The sequence below is a fragment of the Variovorax boronicumulans genome, from assembly GCF_040544675.1.
In the GTDB taxonomy this organism is placed as follows: domain Bacteria; phylum Pseudomonadota; class Gammaproteobacteria; order Burkholderiales; family Burkholderiaceae_C; genus Variovorax; species Variovorax boronicumulans_D.
In genome coordinates, this window is record NZ_JBEPKK010000005.1 from 107,240 (window position 1) to 123,211 (window position 15,972).

Annotated in this window: 11 protein-coding genes; 2 read left to right on the forward strand and 9 right to left on the reverse strand. The window is 67.2% G+C overall.

The genetic code is table 11. The features are described 5' to 3' along the window. Positions 1–17: 17 nt before the first annotated feature. From ABIC90_RS11205 to ABIC90_RS11245, 9 genes are all read right to left on the reverse strand, one after another. Entirely contained in the window at positions 18–1,886 is a 1,869-nt protein-coding gene (locus tag ABIC90_RS11205; protein ID WP_354354433.1) for a potassium transporter Kup, read from the reverse strand. Positions 1,887–2,059: 173 nt separating this feature from the next. After that, complete coding sequence (gene gshA, locus ABIC90_RS11210; protein ID WP_354354188.1) at positions 2,060–3,376, reverse strand: glutamate--cysteine ligase; 1,317 nt, start codon at positions 3,374–3,376, stop codon at positions 2,060–2,062. A 101-nt stretch (positions 3,377–3,477) separates the two neighbouring features. Then, the gene (locus ABIC90_RS11215; protein WP_354354189.1) at positions 3,478–4,770 is read right to left on the reverse strand and encodes a glutamate-5-semialdehyde dehydrogenase; all 1,293 of its coding nucleotides are present in this window, start codon (positions 4,768–4,770) and stop codon (positions 3,478–3,480) included. 81 nt (positions 4,771–4,851) lie between these two features. Then, a complete protein-coding gene (holA, locus tag ABIC90_RS11220; protein ID WP_354354190.1) occupies positions 4,852–5,928 on the reverse strand; it encodes a DNA polymerase III subunit delta in 1,077 nt (358 codons plus the stop codon). A 34-nt stretch (positions 5,929–5,962) separates the two neighbouring features. Then, a complete protein-coding gene (gene lptE, locus ABIC90_RS11225) occupies positions 5,963–6,484 on the reverse strand; it encodes an LPS assembly lipoprotein LptE (protein WP_354354191.1) in 522 nt (173 codons plus the stop codon). A gap of 11 nt (positions 6,485–6,495) precedes the next feature. Next, positions 6,496–9,126 carry a leucine--tRNA ligase gene (leuS, locus tag ABIC90_RS11230; protein ID WP_354354192.1) on the reverse strand — a complete coding sequence of 877 codons (2,631 nt, stop codon included), beginning with the start codon at positions 9,124–9,126 and terminating at the stop codon, positions 6,496–6,498. A gap of 241 nt (positions 9,127–9,367) precedes the next feature. Beyond that, positions 9,368–9,961, reverse strand: coding sequence for a peroxidase-related enzyme (locus ABIC90_RS11235; protein WP_354354193.1), 594 nt, complete (start codon positions 9,959–9,961; stop codon positions 9,368–9,370). Beyond that, positions 9,958–10,485, reverse strand: coding sequence for a CMD domain-containing protein (locus tag ABIC90_RS11240; protein WP_354354194.1), 528 nt, complete (start codon positions 10,483–10,485; stop codon positions 9,958–9,960). The genes ABIC90_RS11235 and ABIC90_RS11240 overlap by 4 nt, the downstream gene beginning before the upstream one ends. A gap of 34 nt (positions 10,486–10,519) precedes the next feature. Next, the gene (locus ABIC90_RS11245; protein WP_354354195.1) at positions 10,520–11,974 is read right to left on the reverse strand and encodes an NAD(P)/FAD-dependent oxidoreductase; all 1,455 of its coding nucleotides are present in this window, start codon (positions 11,972–11,974) and stop codon (positions 10,520–10,522) included. A 131-nt stretch (positions 11,975–12,105) separates the two neighbouring features. Here ABIC90_RS11245 and ABIC90_RS11250 point away from each other — a divergent pair, with 131 nt between their 5' ends. Beyond that, entirely contained in the window at positions 12,106–13,788 is a 1,683-nt protein-coding gene (locus tag ABIC90_RS11250) for an alpha-glucosidase (protein ID WP_354354196.1), read from the forward strand. A gap of 5 nt (positions 13,789–13,793) precedes the next feature. Beyond that, positions 13,794–15,965, forward strand: a complete 2,172-nt coding sequence (glgB, locus tag ABIC90_RS11255) for a 1,4-alpha-glucan branching protein GlgB (RefSeq protein WP_354354197.1) — start codon at positions 13,794–13,796, stop codon at positions 15,963–15,965. The last annotated feature ends 7 nt before the right edge of the window (positions 15,966–15,972 follow it).

A 15,972-nucleotide genomic window follows, 5' to 3' on the forward strand; every position in this document is an offset into this window, starting at 1 on the left:
GCATCGCCCCCTCCGCGTCAGATCTCGATCTTCGACCCCAACTCCACCACCGCATTGTTCGGCAGCCCCAGGAACGCCGCCGCGCCGCTCGCGTTGTGGTGCATCTGCGCAAACAGCTTCTCGCGCCACGGCGCCATGCCGCTGCCCAGCGTGGGGATGACCACGTCGCGCGAGAGGAAGTAGCTGGTCGTCATCGGCTCCAGCTGGCAGCCGCGCAGGCGCGCATGCTCCAGGGCGCGCGGCAGGTCGATGTCGTTCTTGAAACCGTAGTGCACGATCACCTGCCAGCAATGGTTGCCCAGCGGCTCGATGGCGATGCGCTTGTCCATCGGAATCCACGGCACCTCGTGGTTGCGCACGGTGACGAACATGTTCTGCTCGTGCAGCACCTTGTTGTGCTTGAGGTTGTGCAGCAGCGCGTTGGGCACCGTGCCGGGCTCGGCCGTGAGGAACACCGCCGTGCCTTCGACGCGCGCCGGCGGGCTCACGAACACCGAATCGAGAAAGGCCTTGAGCTCGATGGCATCGGCGCGCTGCACCTCGCCCATCAGGCGGCGACCTTCCTTCCAGGTGATCATCAGCGTGAAGACGAAGCCGCCGATCAGAAGCGGGAACCAGCCGCCCTCGAACAGCTTGAGCAGGTTCGACGCGAAGAACAGGAAGTCGACGATGAAAAAGACCGCCGTCGCCCCGATGCACAGCGCCAGCGGCAGCTTCCACGCGTAGCGGATCACGAAGAAGGTCAGCACCGTGGTGATGAGCATGTCGGTGGTCACTGCAATGCCGTAGGCGGCGGCCAGGCTGCTCGATGTGCGGAACATCACGACCGCCAGCACGATGGCGACGAACAGGCCCCAGTTGACCAGCGGAATGTAGATCTGCCCCGCGGTGCGCACGCTGGTGTGTTCGATGCTCAGGCGCGGCAGGTAACCCAGCTGGATCACCTGGCGCGTGACGCTGAACGCGCCGGTGATGAGCGCCTGCGACGCGATCACCGTGGACAGCGTGGCCAGCAGCACCAGCGGAATCAGCGCCCACTCGGGCGCCATCATGAAGAAGGGATTCTTCACCGCCTCGGGGTTCTCCAGCAGCAGCGCGCCCTGGCCCAGGTAGTTGAGCGTGAGCGCCGGCATGACCACCGAGAACCAGGCGATGCGGATCGGCTTCTTTCCGAAGTGCCCCAGGTCGGCGTACAGCGCCTCCGCGCCGGTCACGCACAGCACCATGGCGCCCAGCAGGATGAAGCTGGTGCCTGGGTTGTCCCAGATGAATTTCAGCGCGTACCAGGGATTGAGCGCCTTCACGATTTCGGGGTGATGCAGGATCTGCCATACGCCCAGCACCGCGATGGCCACGAACCACGTCAGGGTGATCGGCCCGAAGAACTTGCCGATGCCCGCGGTACCGCGCTTCTGCACGGCAAAAAGGCAGAACAGCACGACCAGGGTGATCGGGATCACGTAGTGCTTGAAGTGCGGCGACACCACCTCCAGGCCTTCGACCGCCGACAGCACCGAGATGGCCGGCGTGATGACGCCGTCGCCGTAGAAGAGCGAGGTGCCGAAGATGCCGATCACCAGCAGCACCTGGCGCAGGCGGGGCTTGTCGGCCACCGCGCGGGACGCCAGCGCCAGCATGGCGACCAGGCCGCCCTCGCCTTCGTTGTCGGCGCGCAGCACCAGCACCACGTACTTGATGGAAACAATGACGGTGAGCGTCCAGAAGAACATCGAGAGGATGCCGTAGACGTTTTCGACGGTGAACGGCACATGGCCGTGGCCGAACACTTCCTTGACGGCATACAGGACGCTGGTGCCGATGTCGCCGTAGACGACGCCGATGGCGCCGACGATCAGGCCGGCTGAAAGAGATTTGGGGGCTGACACGAGGTCGATGGAAAAGGGCAGGCCGGTGGGGATCGACGTGTCGGACACGCGGGGGTGTCATGGCGGCCGAGCTCATGCTCCGCCGCGCCTCACCCCTCCCGCCCTCTTGTTTCCTTTGCTGTGGGGCCGCTATTTTGCCGTTGCCCGCCACTGGCGCAACGCAGCAACCCCAATCATTCGTAGATTTCGGCGTCCGGGTCGGTCGCTTCCATTTCGTAGCTGGCCGCGACCATGGCCAGGCGGCCGACCACGCCGTACATGTAGAAGCGGTTCGGCGCGCTCGCACCGGGCTTGGCACCGGGCTGGGGCAAGTGGGTGCTTTCCGAGAAGGCCAGCGGCACGTAGCTCGCGTCCGGCAGCTTGAGGTTTTCGTCGGCCGCCTGCCCGGCGTGCACGCGGTAGAAGCCGCCCACCACGTAGCGGTCCATCATGTAGACCACCGGTTCGGCCACGCCGTTGTGCACACGCTCGTTGGTGAGCACGCCTTCCTGCACGATGAGTTCGGTCGGCTCGCGCAGGTCGCGTCCGGCAGAGGTTTTGGCAGCCGAGGAGGTGCTGGTGCGCGACTTGCCGATCAGCGCCTCGACCTCCTTGGCGTCGCGCACCGTCACCACGCCGGGGCTGCCGCTGCCGCTGTGTCCGCCCTTGACGACCACGAAGGGCTTTTCGTTGATGCCGTATTCCTTGTACTTGCGGCGCACCTTGGTGAGCACCGCGTCCACATGGCTGGTCAGCACGTCGATGCCGCGGCCCTCGGCCACATCCACGCCTTCGGCGCGCGCATAGATCGGGTTGATGAGCCAGGGGTCGATGCCCAGCAGTTTGCCCAGGCGCTTGGACAGCTCTTCGTAGCTGTGCAGATGGTTGCTTTTGCGCCGCACCGACCAGCCCGCATGCAGCGGCGGCAGCAGATACTGCTCGTGAAGATCTTCGAGGATGCCCGGCGTTCCTGCAGAAAGCTCGTTGTTCAGCAAAATTGTGCAGGGATCGAAGTTCTTGAGCCCCAGCCGGCGCTTGGTGCGCACCACCGGCTCCAGCGTGACGGTCTCGCCGTTGGGCAATTCGACCTTCTTGGGCGACTTGATGGCCGGATCGACCGACCCCACCCGCACATTGAGCCCCGCCATGTGGAAGATGCGCACCAGTTGCGCGATGTTGGCGAGATAAAAGGTGTTTTTGGAGTGATTTTCCGGAATGACGAGCAGGTTGCGCGCTTCCGGACAGATCTTCTCGATGGCAGCCTGCGCGGCCTGCACCGCCAGCGGCAGCATTTCCTTGGTGAGGTTGTTCCAGCCGCCCGGAAAGAGGTTGGTGTCCACCGGCGCGAGCTTGAAACCCGCATTGCGGATGTCCACCGAGCTGTAGAACGGCGGCGTGTGCTCCATCCATTCGAGCCGGAACCAGCGCTCGATGGCGGGCATCGAGTCCAGCACGCGCTGCTCCAGTTCGTTGATCGGGCCGGTCAGGGCGGTGACTAGATGCGGAACCATGCGGCGGCCTTCTTCGATTTGTACTTAGAGGTGGAGCGGAATTGTAGGAATTGGGGGTGGCCGCCCCGATGACAAGACCGCACGAGCAGCTGCGGCTTGCATCAGGTCCGCACTTCGCCCTGGCCCAGCACCACGTACTTGAGCGAGGTCAGCCCTTCGATGCCGACCGGGCCGCGGGCATGGAACTTGTCGGTGCTGATGCCGATTTCAGCCCCCAGGCCGAACTCGAAACCGTCGGCGAAGCGTGTGCTCGCATTGACCATGACGCTGGCCGAATCTACTTCGCGCAAAAAGCGCTGCGCATTCACATGGTCGCGCGTGACGATGGCGTCGGTGTGGTGGCTCGAATAGCGGTTGATGTGCGCAATGGCCTCGTCCACGCCGGCCACAACCTTGATGCTGATGACCGCAGCCAGATATTCCTCGGACCAGTCGGATTCGACGGCATCGACCACCTTCGCATCCGCCGGGGCTGCTTCGCCCGAGCGCAGGATTTTTGCCGCCACCGGGTCGCAGCGCATTTCCACGCCCTTGGCCGCGAAGATGGCCGCGATCTTCGGCAGGAAGTCTTCCGCCACGGCGGCCGACACCAGCAGGCCTTCGGCCGCGTTGCAGGGGCTGTATTTCTGGGTCTTGGCGTTGTCGACGATGCGCAAGGCCATGTCGAACACGGCCGTGTCGTCCACATACACATGGCAATTGCCGTCCAGGTGCTTGATGACCGGCACCTTGGCATCGCGGCTGATGCGCTCGATCAGCCCCTTGCCGCCGCGCGGAATGATCACATCGACGAACTCGGGCATGGCGATGAGCTGGCCCACGGCTTCGCGGTCGGTCGTCTGCACCAGTTGCACCGCCTCGACCGGCAGGCCCGCTTCGGCCAGCGCCTCGGACACCAGCAGCGCCAGCGCCTTGTTCGACTCGATGGCTTCCGAACCGCCACGCAGGATGGCCGCGTTGCCGCTCTTGATCGCCAGGCTCGCGGCCTCGATGGTCACGTTGGGGCGGCTCTCGTAGATCATGCCGAACACGCCGATCGGCACCCGCATCTGCCCCACGCGGATGCCGCTGGGCTGCTGCTTCATGCCGATGATCTCGCCGATCACGTCGGCCATGGCGGCGAGCTGTTCGCAGCCCAGGGCCACGGTTTCGATGACCTTCGGGGTGAGCTTGAGGCGGTCGACCATCGGGGCCGCGAGGCCGGCGGCGGTGGCGCGCTCCAGGTCTTTCTGGTTGGCCACCGCCAGCACCGGACCGGCTTCGCGCAGGCGCCGGGCGAGCGCCTTCAATGCTATGTTTTTAGTAGCTGCATCCGCACGGGCCATGAGGAAAGCAGCGGTCTTTGCCTGCAGCCCGAGGGTCTGCATGTGCTCGTTGACGTTGAACGCGTTCATGCAGTGATTTTCCCACGCAGACCTGTAGCCCGGCTTACGCAAGCCTTTTGGCGGCTTCAGCCACCGAAATCAAGGAGCGGATCAGGCGCGGCGTGCGGCCGCGGCCGGTGCGCTGCTGCACGCGCGGCACAGCATCAGCGCCAGCCGCTGCAGGGCCTGCCAGCCGCTGGCGGGCCAGTCGGGCTGCTTCAGGCCCTTGCAGATGCCGTCCACCAGGTGGGCCGCGCGCAGCAGGCGCGCCAGCATGCGGTCGTCCAGCCGGGGCAGCACGCGCTCGAAGGCGCGCTCGCGCGGACCCCAGATGCGGTTTTCGCGCAGCGCCATCGGCAGCGGGCGGCCGGCGGCCATGGCGTCCTTCACGCGCTTCAGGGCGCGGATGTCTTCGGCGATGGTGTAGTGCACCAGCACCTCGGCCTCGCCTTCGGCCTGCAGGCCGTCGAGCATGCGGGCCACGCGCTGCGGGTTGCCCGCGAGCACCGCTTCGGAGAGCTTGAACACGTCGTAGCGCGCCACGTTGTTGACCGCGCCCTCGACCTGCTCCCAGCCGAGCTCGCCCGCCGGATGCAGCAGCGCGAGCTTCTGGATTTCCTGGTGCGCGGCCAGGAGGTTGCCTTCGACGCGGTCGGCAAAGAACTGCAGCGTGCGCTGGCCTTCGTCGCCGGGCATCACGCGCTGGCCCTGCAGCGCCAGGCGCTGCGCGATCCACTGGGGCAGCGCCGCGCGCTCGATCGGTTCGACCTGCAGGCTCACGCCGTTGCTCTCCAGCGCCGAAAACCAGGCGCCGGTGCGCGTGGCCTTGTCCAGCCGCGGCAGCATCACCAGCGTGAGCGTGCTGTCGTTGCCGGGCGCGGCCTCGGCCAGTTGCTGCAGCGCCGTGCTGCCGTCCTTGCCGGGCTTGCCCGAGGGAATGCGTATCTCCACGATCTGTTTGTCGGCGAACAGCGAAAGCGAGCCCCCGGCCGCCAGCACCGCGCTCCAGTCGAAGTGCGCGCCGGCCACGGTGTACGAGCTGCGCTCGGTGTAGCCCTGTGTGCGCGCGGCGGCGCGGATGGCGTCGGCCGCTTCCTGCGCGAGCAGCGGCTCGTCGCCGTGGATCGTGTAGAGCGGCTTCAGGCCCTTCTGCAGATGGACGGCGAGCTGGGCGCTGGCAAGTTGCATGGAACGAAGAAAGAAGGAAAACGCCGCGAGACGCTCAGAGCGACTTGACGGCGCCCAGGCGGCGCAGCAGTTGCTGCGCGATGTCGGCCTGCATGTCGCGGAACAGCAACTCGGCTTCGCCTTCCTTGGCGAGCGCGTTGGTTTCGTTGAAGCTCAGGTCGCGCGTCTGCGACACCTCGGAAGCCGCGAGCAGCTCCTTGCCGCCTGGTGTGACCAGGCTGAAGCGCACGCGCAGGCGCAGTTGCAGTTCGCGCAGCGCGCCGTCCGAGTTGGTCGAGATCACGAAGCGGTCGCGGTCCTCGCCCAGCACCTTCAGGATGGCGTCGGCGGTCTGGGCTTCTTCCTTGGCCACCAGCGTCACCGTGCCGGCCGCGCGCAGGTCGCGCCGCACGCGGTTGATCAGCGCCGAGTTGCCCTCCAGCGACAGCGTCTTGAACGCGAAGATCGGTGCCATGCGCAGCTCGAAGCCGCAGCCGGCCAGCCCCAGCGTGGCGCCGGTGGCCGCAAGGCCGAGGAGAAAGCCGCGGCGCGGCAGCGAGGCATTGCGAGTGTTCATGCTTCTATCGTTCAAAGGACCACGTTGACCAGACGGCCGGGAACCACGATCACGCGCTTGGGCGGCGCGCCCTCGGCGAAGGCGACGAAATCGTCGCAGGCGAGCGCGAGCTTCTCGATCTCTTCCTTGGAAGCGCCGGCCGGCACCAGCAGCTTGCCGCGCAGCTTGCCGTTGACCTGCAGCATGAGCTCGATCTCGTCCTGCGCAAGCGCGGCGACGTCGACCGTGGGCCAGGCTGCGTCGAGCAGGCCGCCGAGGTCCTTGTCGTAGCCGAGTTCGTCCCAGAGCTGCTGGGCGATGTGCGGCGTGGCGGGGTACAGGCAGCGCAGCAGGATGCCGAAGCCTTCGCGCAGCGCGGCCGCGTCGCCCGCGCTGCCATCGGGCTTGAAGCCTTCGAGCGCATTCAGCAGCTTCATCGCGCCAGACACCACCGTGTTGTATTGCATGCGCTGATAGTCGTAGTCGACCTGGCGCAGCACCGTGTGCACCTCGCGGCGCAGCGCCTGGGCGGGCTTGCCGAAGGTCTGGCCGGCGAGCGCGGCCTTGGGCGCATCGGCCTGCGCCACCCCGAAGTTCCACACCCGGCGCAGGAACCGGTAGCTGCCTTCGACGGCCGCGTCGTTCCACTCGAGCGTGGCTTCGGGCGGCGCGGTGAACATGGTGTACAGGCGCGCGGTGTCGGCGCCGTACTTCTCGATCAGGTCCTGCGGGTCGACGCCGTTGCGCTCGCTCTTGCCCATCTTGCCGACGCCGCCGTACTCCACCTTCGTGCCATCGGCCGTGGTGCCGCCGGTGATGCGGCCCTGCGCGTCGAGCACCGGCGTGACTTCGGTCGGCGGGAAGTAGTCCTTGCCGCCCTTTTCGTTGCGCTTGTAGAAGATGTGGTTGAGCACCATGCCCTGCGTCAGCAGCTTGGCGAAGGGCTCGTCGGCCTTCACTAGGCCGAGGTCGCGCATCACCTTGGTCCAGAAGCGCGCGTACAGCAGGTGAAGAATCGCGTGCTCGATGCCGCCGATGTACTGGTCCATCGGCATCCAGTAGTCGGCGCCCTCGGCGACCATGGCCTGGTCGTTCTTCGGATCGCAGTAGCGCATGAAATACCAGGACGAATCCACGAAGGTGTCCATGGTGTCGGTCTCGCGCCGCGCGGCCTTGCCGCACACGGGGCAGACCACGCCGGCGTGAAAGCCTTCGTGCTTGGCCAGCGGGTTGCCGGAACCGTCGGGCACGCAGTCGGTGGGCAGCACCACGGGCAGGTCCTTCTCGGGGACCGGCACCGCGCCGTGTTCTTCGCAATGAATGATCGGGATCGGCGTACCCCAGTAGCGCTGGCGGCTCACGCCCCAGTCGCGCAGGCGCCAGGTGGTCTGCAGCTCGCCCAGGCCCTTCTGGCCCAGCGCATGTGCCACGGCGGCCACGGCCTCCTTGTACGACATGCCGCTGAAGTTGTCGGAGTTGATGGTCACGCCGCGTTGCTTGTCGCCGTACCAGTCCTGCCACTTGTGATAGTCGAAGTGCGGCTCGTCGTCCACCAGCACCACCTGGATGATCTCGATGCCGTACTTGTTGGCGAAGGCGAAGTCGCGCTCGTCGTGCGCGGGCACGCCCATCACGGCGCCGTCGCCGTAGCCGATGAGCACGTAGTTGCCCACCCACACCGGCACCTGCTCGTCGGTGATCGGGTGCTTCACGGTCAGGCCCGTGGGCACGCCCTTCTTTTCCTGCGTGGCGAGCTCGGCCTCGGTGGTGCCGCCGTTCTTGCACTCCTCGATGAAGGCCGCGACCTTGGGATCGAGCGTGGCGGCGTGCGCGGCCAGCGGATGCTCCGGCGCCACGGCGCAGAAAGTCACGCCCATGATCGTGTCGGCGCGCGTGGTGAACACGTACATGCGGCCGTCCTGGATCAGCTCGCCGCTCGCGTTCTTGATGTCGTGCGTGAACGCAAAGCGCAGGCCCTCGCTCTTGCCGATCCAGTTTTCCTGCATCAGCTTGACGCGCTCCGGCCAGCCCGGCAGCTTGTGCTGCGTGTGCTCGAGCAGTTCTTGGGCGTAGTCGCTGATCTTGAGGTAGTAGCCGGGGATTTCGCGGCGCTCGACCGTGGCGCCGGTGCGCCAGCCCTTGCCGTCGATCACCTGCTCGTTGGCCAGCACGGTCTGGTCGACCGGGTCCCAGTTCACGACCTGGGTCTTGCGGTAGGCAATGCCCTTTTCAAGCATCTTCAGGAACAGCCACTGGTTCCACTTGTAGTAGCTCGGATCGCAGGTGGCGATCTCGCGGCTCCAGTCGATGGCCAGGCCCATGGCCTGGAGCTGGCCGCGCATGTAGTCGATGTTCTCGTAGGTCCACTTGGCCGGCGGAACCCCGTTTTTCAGCGCCGCGTTCTCGGCCGGCAGGCCGAAGGCGTCCCAGCCCATGGGCATCAGCACGTTGTAGCCGCTCATGCGCAGGTAGCGCGTGAGCATGTCGTTGATGGTGTAGTTGCGCACATGGCCCATGTGCAGCTTGCCGCTGGGGTACGGCAGCATGGAGCAGGCGTAGTACTTCTTGCGGCTCGCGTCCTCGGTGACGCGGTAGGCATCGGCGGCGGTCCATTGCGCCTGGGCAGCGGACTCGACGTCGCTGGGTTTGTAGCTGGGGTTCATGTCGGCTCGGCAGGAGCCCGGCGCAAGGCGGCCGGGGAAGGCGGATTATCGCGCTGGACGAGGCCCGCCCCCAGGCTTCGCGCACTTCGTGTCGCTTCTCCAACCCCCTGCCGGGGGCAACACCTGCGGCCCGGCGGAGCCGGTTCCGCGGTGTTTCGCGAAAAAACGGGGGCAAACACTGCGCGCCGAGGGGCGGCGGCCTGCGGAATCGTCGCCGGCGGATTCCGGGCTGGTCGCCCGCCTATGACCCGTCGGCGGGCAAGACCGGCTCGCCCAGGTTGAGCATCAGGCGGTTGGCCCAGGCAAAAAGGGCCACCGAGTGAATCAGGTCGAGGATCTCCAGCTCGTCCAGCCCGACCTCTTTCAGCGCGCGAACGTCCTCGACCGCCACCTTGTCAGGCTCCGCACCCAGCTTGATCGAGAACTCGACGATGGCTTTCTCGCGCGGCGTCGTGCCCGCGGTGGCCGGCTCCTCGAACACCTGAGAGATCACGTCGTTGCGCTTGGCCAGTTGCTCGAAGCGCTGCGCATGCACCGAGGCGCAGTACACGCAGCCGTTGACACGCGATTCCACCGTGGCGCCCAGTTCGCGCTCGGCGCGCGGCATGCCACCGGGCGCGAACATGATCGCGTTGAAGGCGATGGAGCGCTGCAGCAGGATCTCGGGCTGGTGCGCGAGCACCAGGAAGTACGGCGAGGTGCGCGCCTGCGGGCTCATCTCGTCCAGCGCGGCCAGCTGGTCCGGCGTGGCGGTGGCTACGTCCACCGTGGCCAGCCAGGGCGTCCAACCCACCACCTCGTTGGTGAAACCCTTGATGCGGATCGGGCGCGTCATGCCGAAACCTCCGCGGCGGCCAGCGCCTTCAGGCCTGCGACAACGCGGACCTGGTACGAGAGAAAAGCGATCAGCTGGGCCAGCGCCACAAGGGCGGGCGTCGACAGCCCGTGCGCCGCCAGTGCCTCGATGGCCGCGCGGTCGCCCTCGATCGGCCGCTCGATGAGCTTGCCCGCAAAGCCGAGCATCGCGCGCAAGCGCGCATCGGCCAGCGAGGCGATGTCGCCGCGCTCCACCGCGTCGGCCACCAGGGCGTCGGCGTTCTCGGCCGCCAGCGCCTCGCGGTAGTGCGCGGCGAGACCCGGCGCCTTCGAGACGCGGCAGGCATGCAGCGCGACCAGCAGGCGCTCGGTGCGCGACAAGCCTTCGACCTCTTGCGAGAACATGGCGTCGTGGCTGCTCTGGGTGGCGGCCACGACCTTGTCGCGCTGTCGGCGCAGGGTCCAGGTCGGCTGGTTCGAGGCGAGAGACACGGCGTCATCGACCACGTCGATGGCGGGCAGTGCCACGGAAGGATTTGTCATTCGGGGTCCTTGCGGGAGGAAAAAAGTATGCAGTTCAGGTGCGTTCGCCGGGCGGCGGCGCGGGCACCCATTCATCGCCGAAAAGCTCGGGCTCGCTGTAGGCCTCGAGGTTGGCGAAGTGGTGGTCGAAATCCTCGCGGTAGAACAGGCTGGCGATGCCGTTCGCCAGCCGCCGGGCGCCGTCGCTGATCGCCGGAATGTCCCCCGACACCGTGCCGTGCGACAGCGCCGCCGGATAGCAGAAGCAATGGATCCGTGCGAGCCCCGGGCAGTTGCCGGCCACGCGCTGCTGGAATTCGAAGACCGGGCCGAGGTCCGGCGAATCGGCGAGTTCCTGGTCTTCGTCGCCGGGCGGGGGCACGAAGCGGTCTTTCCATGTGCGCACGTGGGGGGCAATGGCGTCGAACTCGGGGCGATTCGGCCAATCGACCTTGAAGCCGGTCGAGACGATGAGAAAGTCGAACTCGAAATCGCCCTTGGGCGTGGTCACGCGCATGGCCGTGCCCCGCGGCGCAATCGACAGCACCGGGCAGCCGAAGTTGAAGAACGCATTCGGAAATGCCGACACCCGCAGCGTGCTGCCGTGCGGCGGCGGCACGTTCGCCACGTTGATGTAGTGGCGGATGCGCCATTTCAGCGCGTCGGGCAGGTCGAAGTGCCCCTGCGTGAGGCCGGGCACGCCCGCGCCCTTGCTCTTGTTGACGCGCGGCAGGTCGGCGCGGCGGATCAGCAGTTCGACGCTCTTCGCACCCGCTTCCAGCGCAGTGGCCGCGCTGTCCATCGCCGACGAACCCGCGCCGATCACGCCGACCCGCAGGCCGGCAAGCCGCCCGTAGTCCATCGCGTCGGAGGAGTGCGCCCATTGCGAGCGCGGCAACGCGTTGACGAACGCCGGAACCGCCGGGCCGCCGAGCCCATCGCGGCCGGTGGCCAGCACGACGCGGCGCGCGAGCACGCTGGCAACGCCAGCCGGCGTTCGCAGGTCGAGCCGCACGGCCGTGCCATCGGGCAGCGGACGGATGCCGGTGACCGCCGTGTCGTTGCGCACGTCCACCTTCATCACGCGCCGGTACCAGGCCAGGTAGTCCATCCATTGAAGGCGCGGGATCTTGTCCATCGCGGCCCAGGCCTCGCGCCCGAACTGCGCTTCGAACCACGCACGGAATGTGAGCGCCGGCAGGCCCAGCGCGGGGCCGGTGAGTTCCTTGGGCGAGCGCAGCGTCTCCATGCGCGCCGTGGTGGCCCAGGGGCCTTCGTGCCCCTCGGGCGAGCGGTCGAACACCACCGTGCGGATGCCCTGCTGCGCCAGCGCCACCGAGGCTGCGAGGCCGGCCTGTCCGCCGCCGATGACGGCCACGTCCACCATCGCCTCGCCCGCCACCTGCCGCACGGGCATCCACTGGCGGCCGGGGAAGCCGAGGTAGTCGAGGTCCTGGGCAAGGCGCGCCTCGAGCGCGGCGAGGGATGAAGCGGAATCTGGTGTCGTCATTTGGAAGAACGGAAACAGCGCCCAGTGTAGAAAGCTTCGCGGCCTGCCGAAGCCGCGCACGGCAGCCCCCGAGGGCGCATCACTGGCCCGAATCTCGCATGCCACAATGAATTCCGACCACAGGGGCAGGCATGGGCAGCAGCAGCGAGAGCAGCAATGGCGAATGGTGGCGCGGCGCGGTGATCTACCAGATCTACCCGCGCAGCTTCATGGACAGCAACGGCGACGGCATCGGCGACCTGCCCGGCATCACGGCCCGGCTCGACCATGTGGCGAGCCTGGGCGTCGATGCGGTCTGGGTCTCGCCCTTTTTCAGCTCGCCGATGAAGGACTTCGGCTACGACGTGTCCGACTACCGGGCGGTCGATCCGATCTTCGGCACGCTCGCCGACTTCGACGCGATGCTCGCGCGCATGCATGCGCTGGGGCTCAAGCTCATCATCGACCAGGTGCTCTCGCACACCTCCGACCGGCACGCCTGGTTCGCCGAGAGCCGGTCGAGCCGCGACAACCCCAAGGCCGACTGGTACGTGTGGGCCGATCCCAAGCCCGACGGCACGCCGCCCACCAACTGGCTCTCGGTCTTCGGCGGCTCGGCCTGGCAGTGGGATTCGCGCCGCAGGCAGTACTACCTGCACAGCTTCCTCGCCGAGCAGCCCGACCTCAACTTCCATTGCGCGCAAGTGCAGCAGGCCCTGCTCGGCGAGGTGCGCTTCTGGTGCGAACGCGGCGTGGACGGCTTTCGCTTCGACGCCTGCAACCACCAGTTCCACGACGCGCTGCTGCGCGACAACCCGCCGGCCTCGCTCGCGTCCATCGGCGAAGTGAGCACGGTGCGCGCCGACAACCCCTATGCGATGCAGCAGCACCTGTACGACAAGAGCCAGACCGAGAACCTGGCTTTTCTCGAAAGCCTGCGCCGCCTGCTCGACGGCTACGGCGCGGTGGCGCTGGGCGAGGTCGGCGACGAGAACGCGCCGCCCGTCATGGCGCAGTACACCGAGTTCGGCAAACGCCTGCACCTGGCCTACAGCTTCAGCCTGCTGACGGCGGACCACAGCGCCGGGCACATCCGCCACCAGGTCGAGGCGCTCGACCATGCGCTGGCGCCCACGGGCGGCTGGGGCTGCTGGGCGGTGTCGAACCACGACGTGCCGCGCGTGGCCACGCGCTGGAACAATGGCGGTGCGGCGGACACACGGCGCGACCGGCTCTGGCTCATGCTGCTGCTCACGCTGCGCGGCAGCGCCAGCATCTACCAGGGCGAGGAACTCGGACTGCCCGAGGCCGAGGTGCCATTCGAGCTGCTGCAGGACCCTTACGGCCGCGCCTTCTGGCCCGAGTTCAAGGGCCGCGACGGCTGCCGCACGCCGATGACCTGGCAAGCCGATCTGCCGCACGGCGGCTTCACCACCGGCACGCCATGGCTGCCCGTGTTCGGCGCACACCTGCCGCTGGCGGTTGACAACCAGGCCGACGACCCGCACTCGATGCTGGCCTTCAGCCGCGCCCTGCTGCGCTGGCGCCGCACGCAGCCGCTGCTGCGCACCGGCCGCATCGCCTTCTTCGACGCGCCCGAGCCCGTGCTGTGGTTCGAGCGGCGCCAGGGGAACCAGTCGCTGCAGGCGGTATTCAACCTGGGGAGCGCGCCGGTGTCGTTGCCGTTGCGCGAAACGCTGGTGCCGTTGCAGGGCCATCCGCTGTCCGAAGCCGCTACTTTCGAGGCCGACGGCGAAAGGCGCATGCTCACGCTGGCGCCCTACGGCGTCTTTCTCGCCACACCCGCCGAAGAAAAAGAAAAAGGACACAGCTGACCGCCATGCCGCCCAAGCCCCTGCCAGCCTCCGAAGTCCGCGCCCTGATGCGCGCCGAACATGGCGATCCCTTCGCCGTGCTCGGGCCGCATGAAACGCGCGAAGGCCTGGAGGTGCGCGCGCTGCTGCCCGGCGCGCAGAGCGTGGCGGTGATGCATTCGCGCACCGGCTGGCCGCTGGCCATGCTCACGCGGCAGGAGGGCTCCGACCTGTTCGTCGGGCTGGTGCCGGCGGCGGAGGCGCGGCTGGGCTATTCGTTCCAGGTCGACTGGGGCTCGCACACCTCGCGGCTGGAGGACCCGTACCGTTTTCCGTTCGTGCTGGGCGAAACCGATGTGTGGCTGCTGGCCGAAGGCACGCACCTGCGGCCTTTCGAGCAGTTGGGCGCGCACCTGCGCGAGATCGACGGGGTCAAGGGCGTGGCCTTCGCGGTCTGGGCGCCGAATGCGCGGCGCGTGTCGGTGGTGGGCGACTTCAACAACTGGGACGGGCGGCGGCACATGATGCGGCTGCGGCGCGAATGCGGTGTGTGGGAAATCTTCGCGCCGCATGTGGCCACGGGCGACAGCTACGAGTTCGAGATCCTGTCGGCCAGGGGCGAGGTGCTGCGCAAGGCCGACCCCTTTGCCTTTTCATCGCGGCTGCGGCCCGAGACGGCCTGCGTCGTGGCGCCGCTGCCCGCGCCCGTGCCGATGCCCGAAGGGCGCGCGGCCGCCAACGAGCGGCATGCGCCGATCAGCATCTACGAAGCGCACCTCGGCTCCTGGCGCCGCAAGAACGGTGACGAATGGCTGGACTACCGCGACCTGGCCGACACGCTGGTGCCCTATGCGCGGGACATGGGGTTCACGCACATCGAGCTGTTGCCGGTCAGCGAGCATCCCTTCGACGGCTCGTGGGGCTACCAGCCGATCGGCCTCTATGCGCCGACCTCGCGCTTCGGCACGCCGGGGGACTTCCGGCATTTCGTGGAAGCTGCGCATGCGGCGGGGCTGGGCGTGATCCTCGACTGGGTGCCGGCGCACTTTCCGACGGATGCGCACGGGCTGGGTAATTTCGACGGCACGGCGCTGTATGAATACGCCGATCCGCGCGAAGGTTTTCACAACGACTGGCAGACGCTGATCTTCAACTTCGCGCGCACCGAGGTGCGCAACTACCTGGTGGGCAATGCGCTGTACTGGCTGGAGCGCTATGGCGTCGACGGGCTGCGCGTGGATGCGGTGGCGTCGATGCTGTACCGCGACTACAGCCGCAAGGCCGGCGAGTGGGTGCCGAATGCGCAAGGCGGCCGTGAGAACCTGGAAGCGATCGATTTCCTGCGCCGCATGAACCGCGTGGTGGGCGTGGAGCGGCCGGGGGCGGTGACGCTGGCCGAAGAGTCGACGAGCTTTCCGGGCGTGACGCGTCCGCCGGAGCACGGCGGGCTGGGCTTTCACTACAAGTGGAACATGGGCTGGATGAACGACACGCTCGCGTATGCGGGCACCGACCCGCTCTATCGCAAGCACCACCATCAGCAGGTGACCTTCGGGCTGATGTACGCGCACACCGAAAATTTCGTGCTGCCGCTCTCGCACGACGAGGTGGTGCACGGCAAGGGCTCGATGATCGGGCGGATGCCGGGCGACGCGTGGCAAAAGTTTGCGGGGCTGCGCAACCTGTATGGCTACCTCTGGGCGTATCCGGGGAAGAAGTTGCTGTTCATGGGGAGCGAGTTCGCGCAGGTCGCCGAATGGAATGCGGACCGCAGCCTGGACTGGCATCTGCTGGAGCACGCACCGCATCAAGGGGTGCGGCGGCTGGTGCGCGATCTGAACAATGTGTACCGGCACTTTCCCGCGCTTCACGAACTGGACAACGACAGCGCGGGGTTCGAGTGGATCGTGCACGACGATGCGGACCAGTCGGTGTTCGCCTTCGTTCGAAAGGCGCGGGACGGGGCGTTCGTGGTGGTTGTCTGCAACTTCACGCCGTTGCCTCGGCATTCCTATCGGCTGGGGGTTCCTTGTGCGGGGGCTTACCGCGAGCTGCTGAATACCGACGGGGCTGTGTATGGGGGAAGCGGTGTGGGGAACGGAGTGGTCCAGAGTTCTGCTGTCGGCTGGCATGGGAAGGCGGATTCGATCTCTGTCAGCGTGCCGCCTTTGGGGACTGTGATGTGGGTGCTGGTTTGATTTCTCT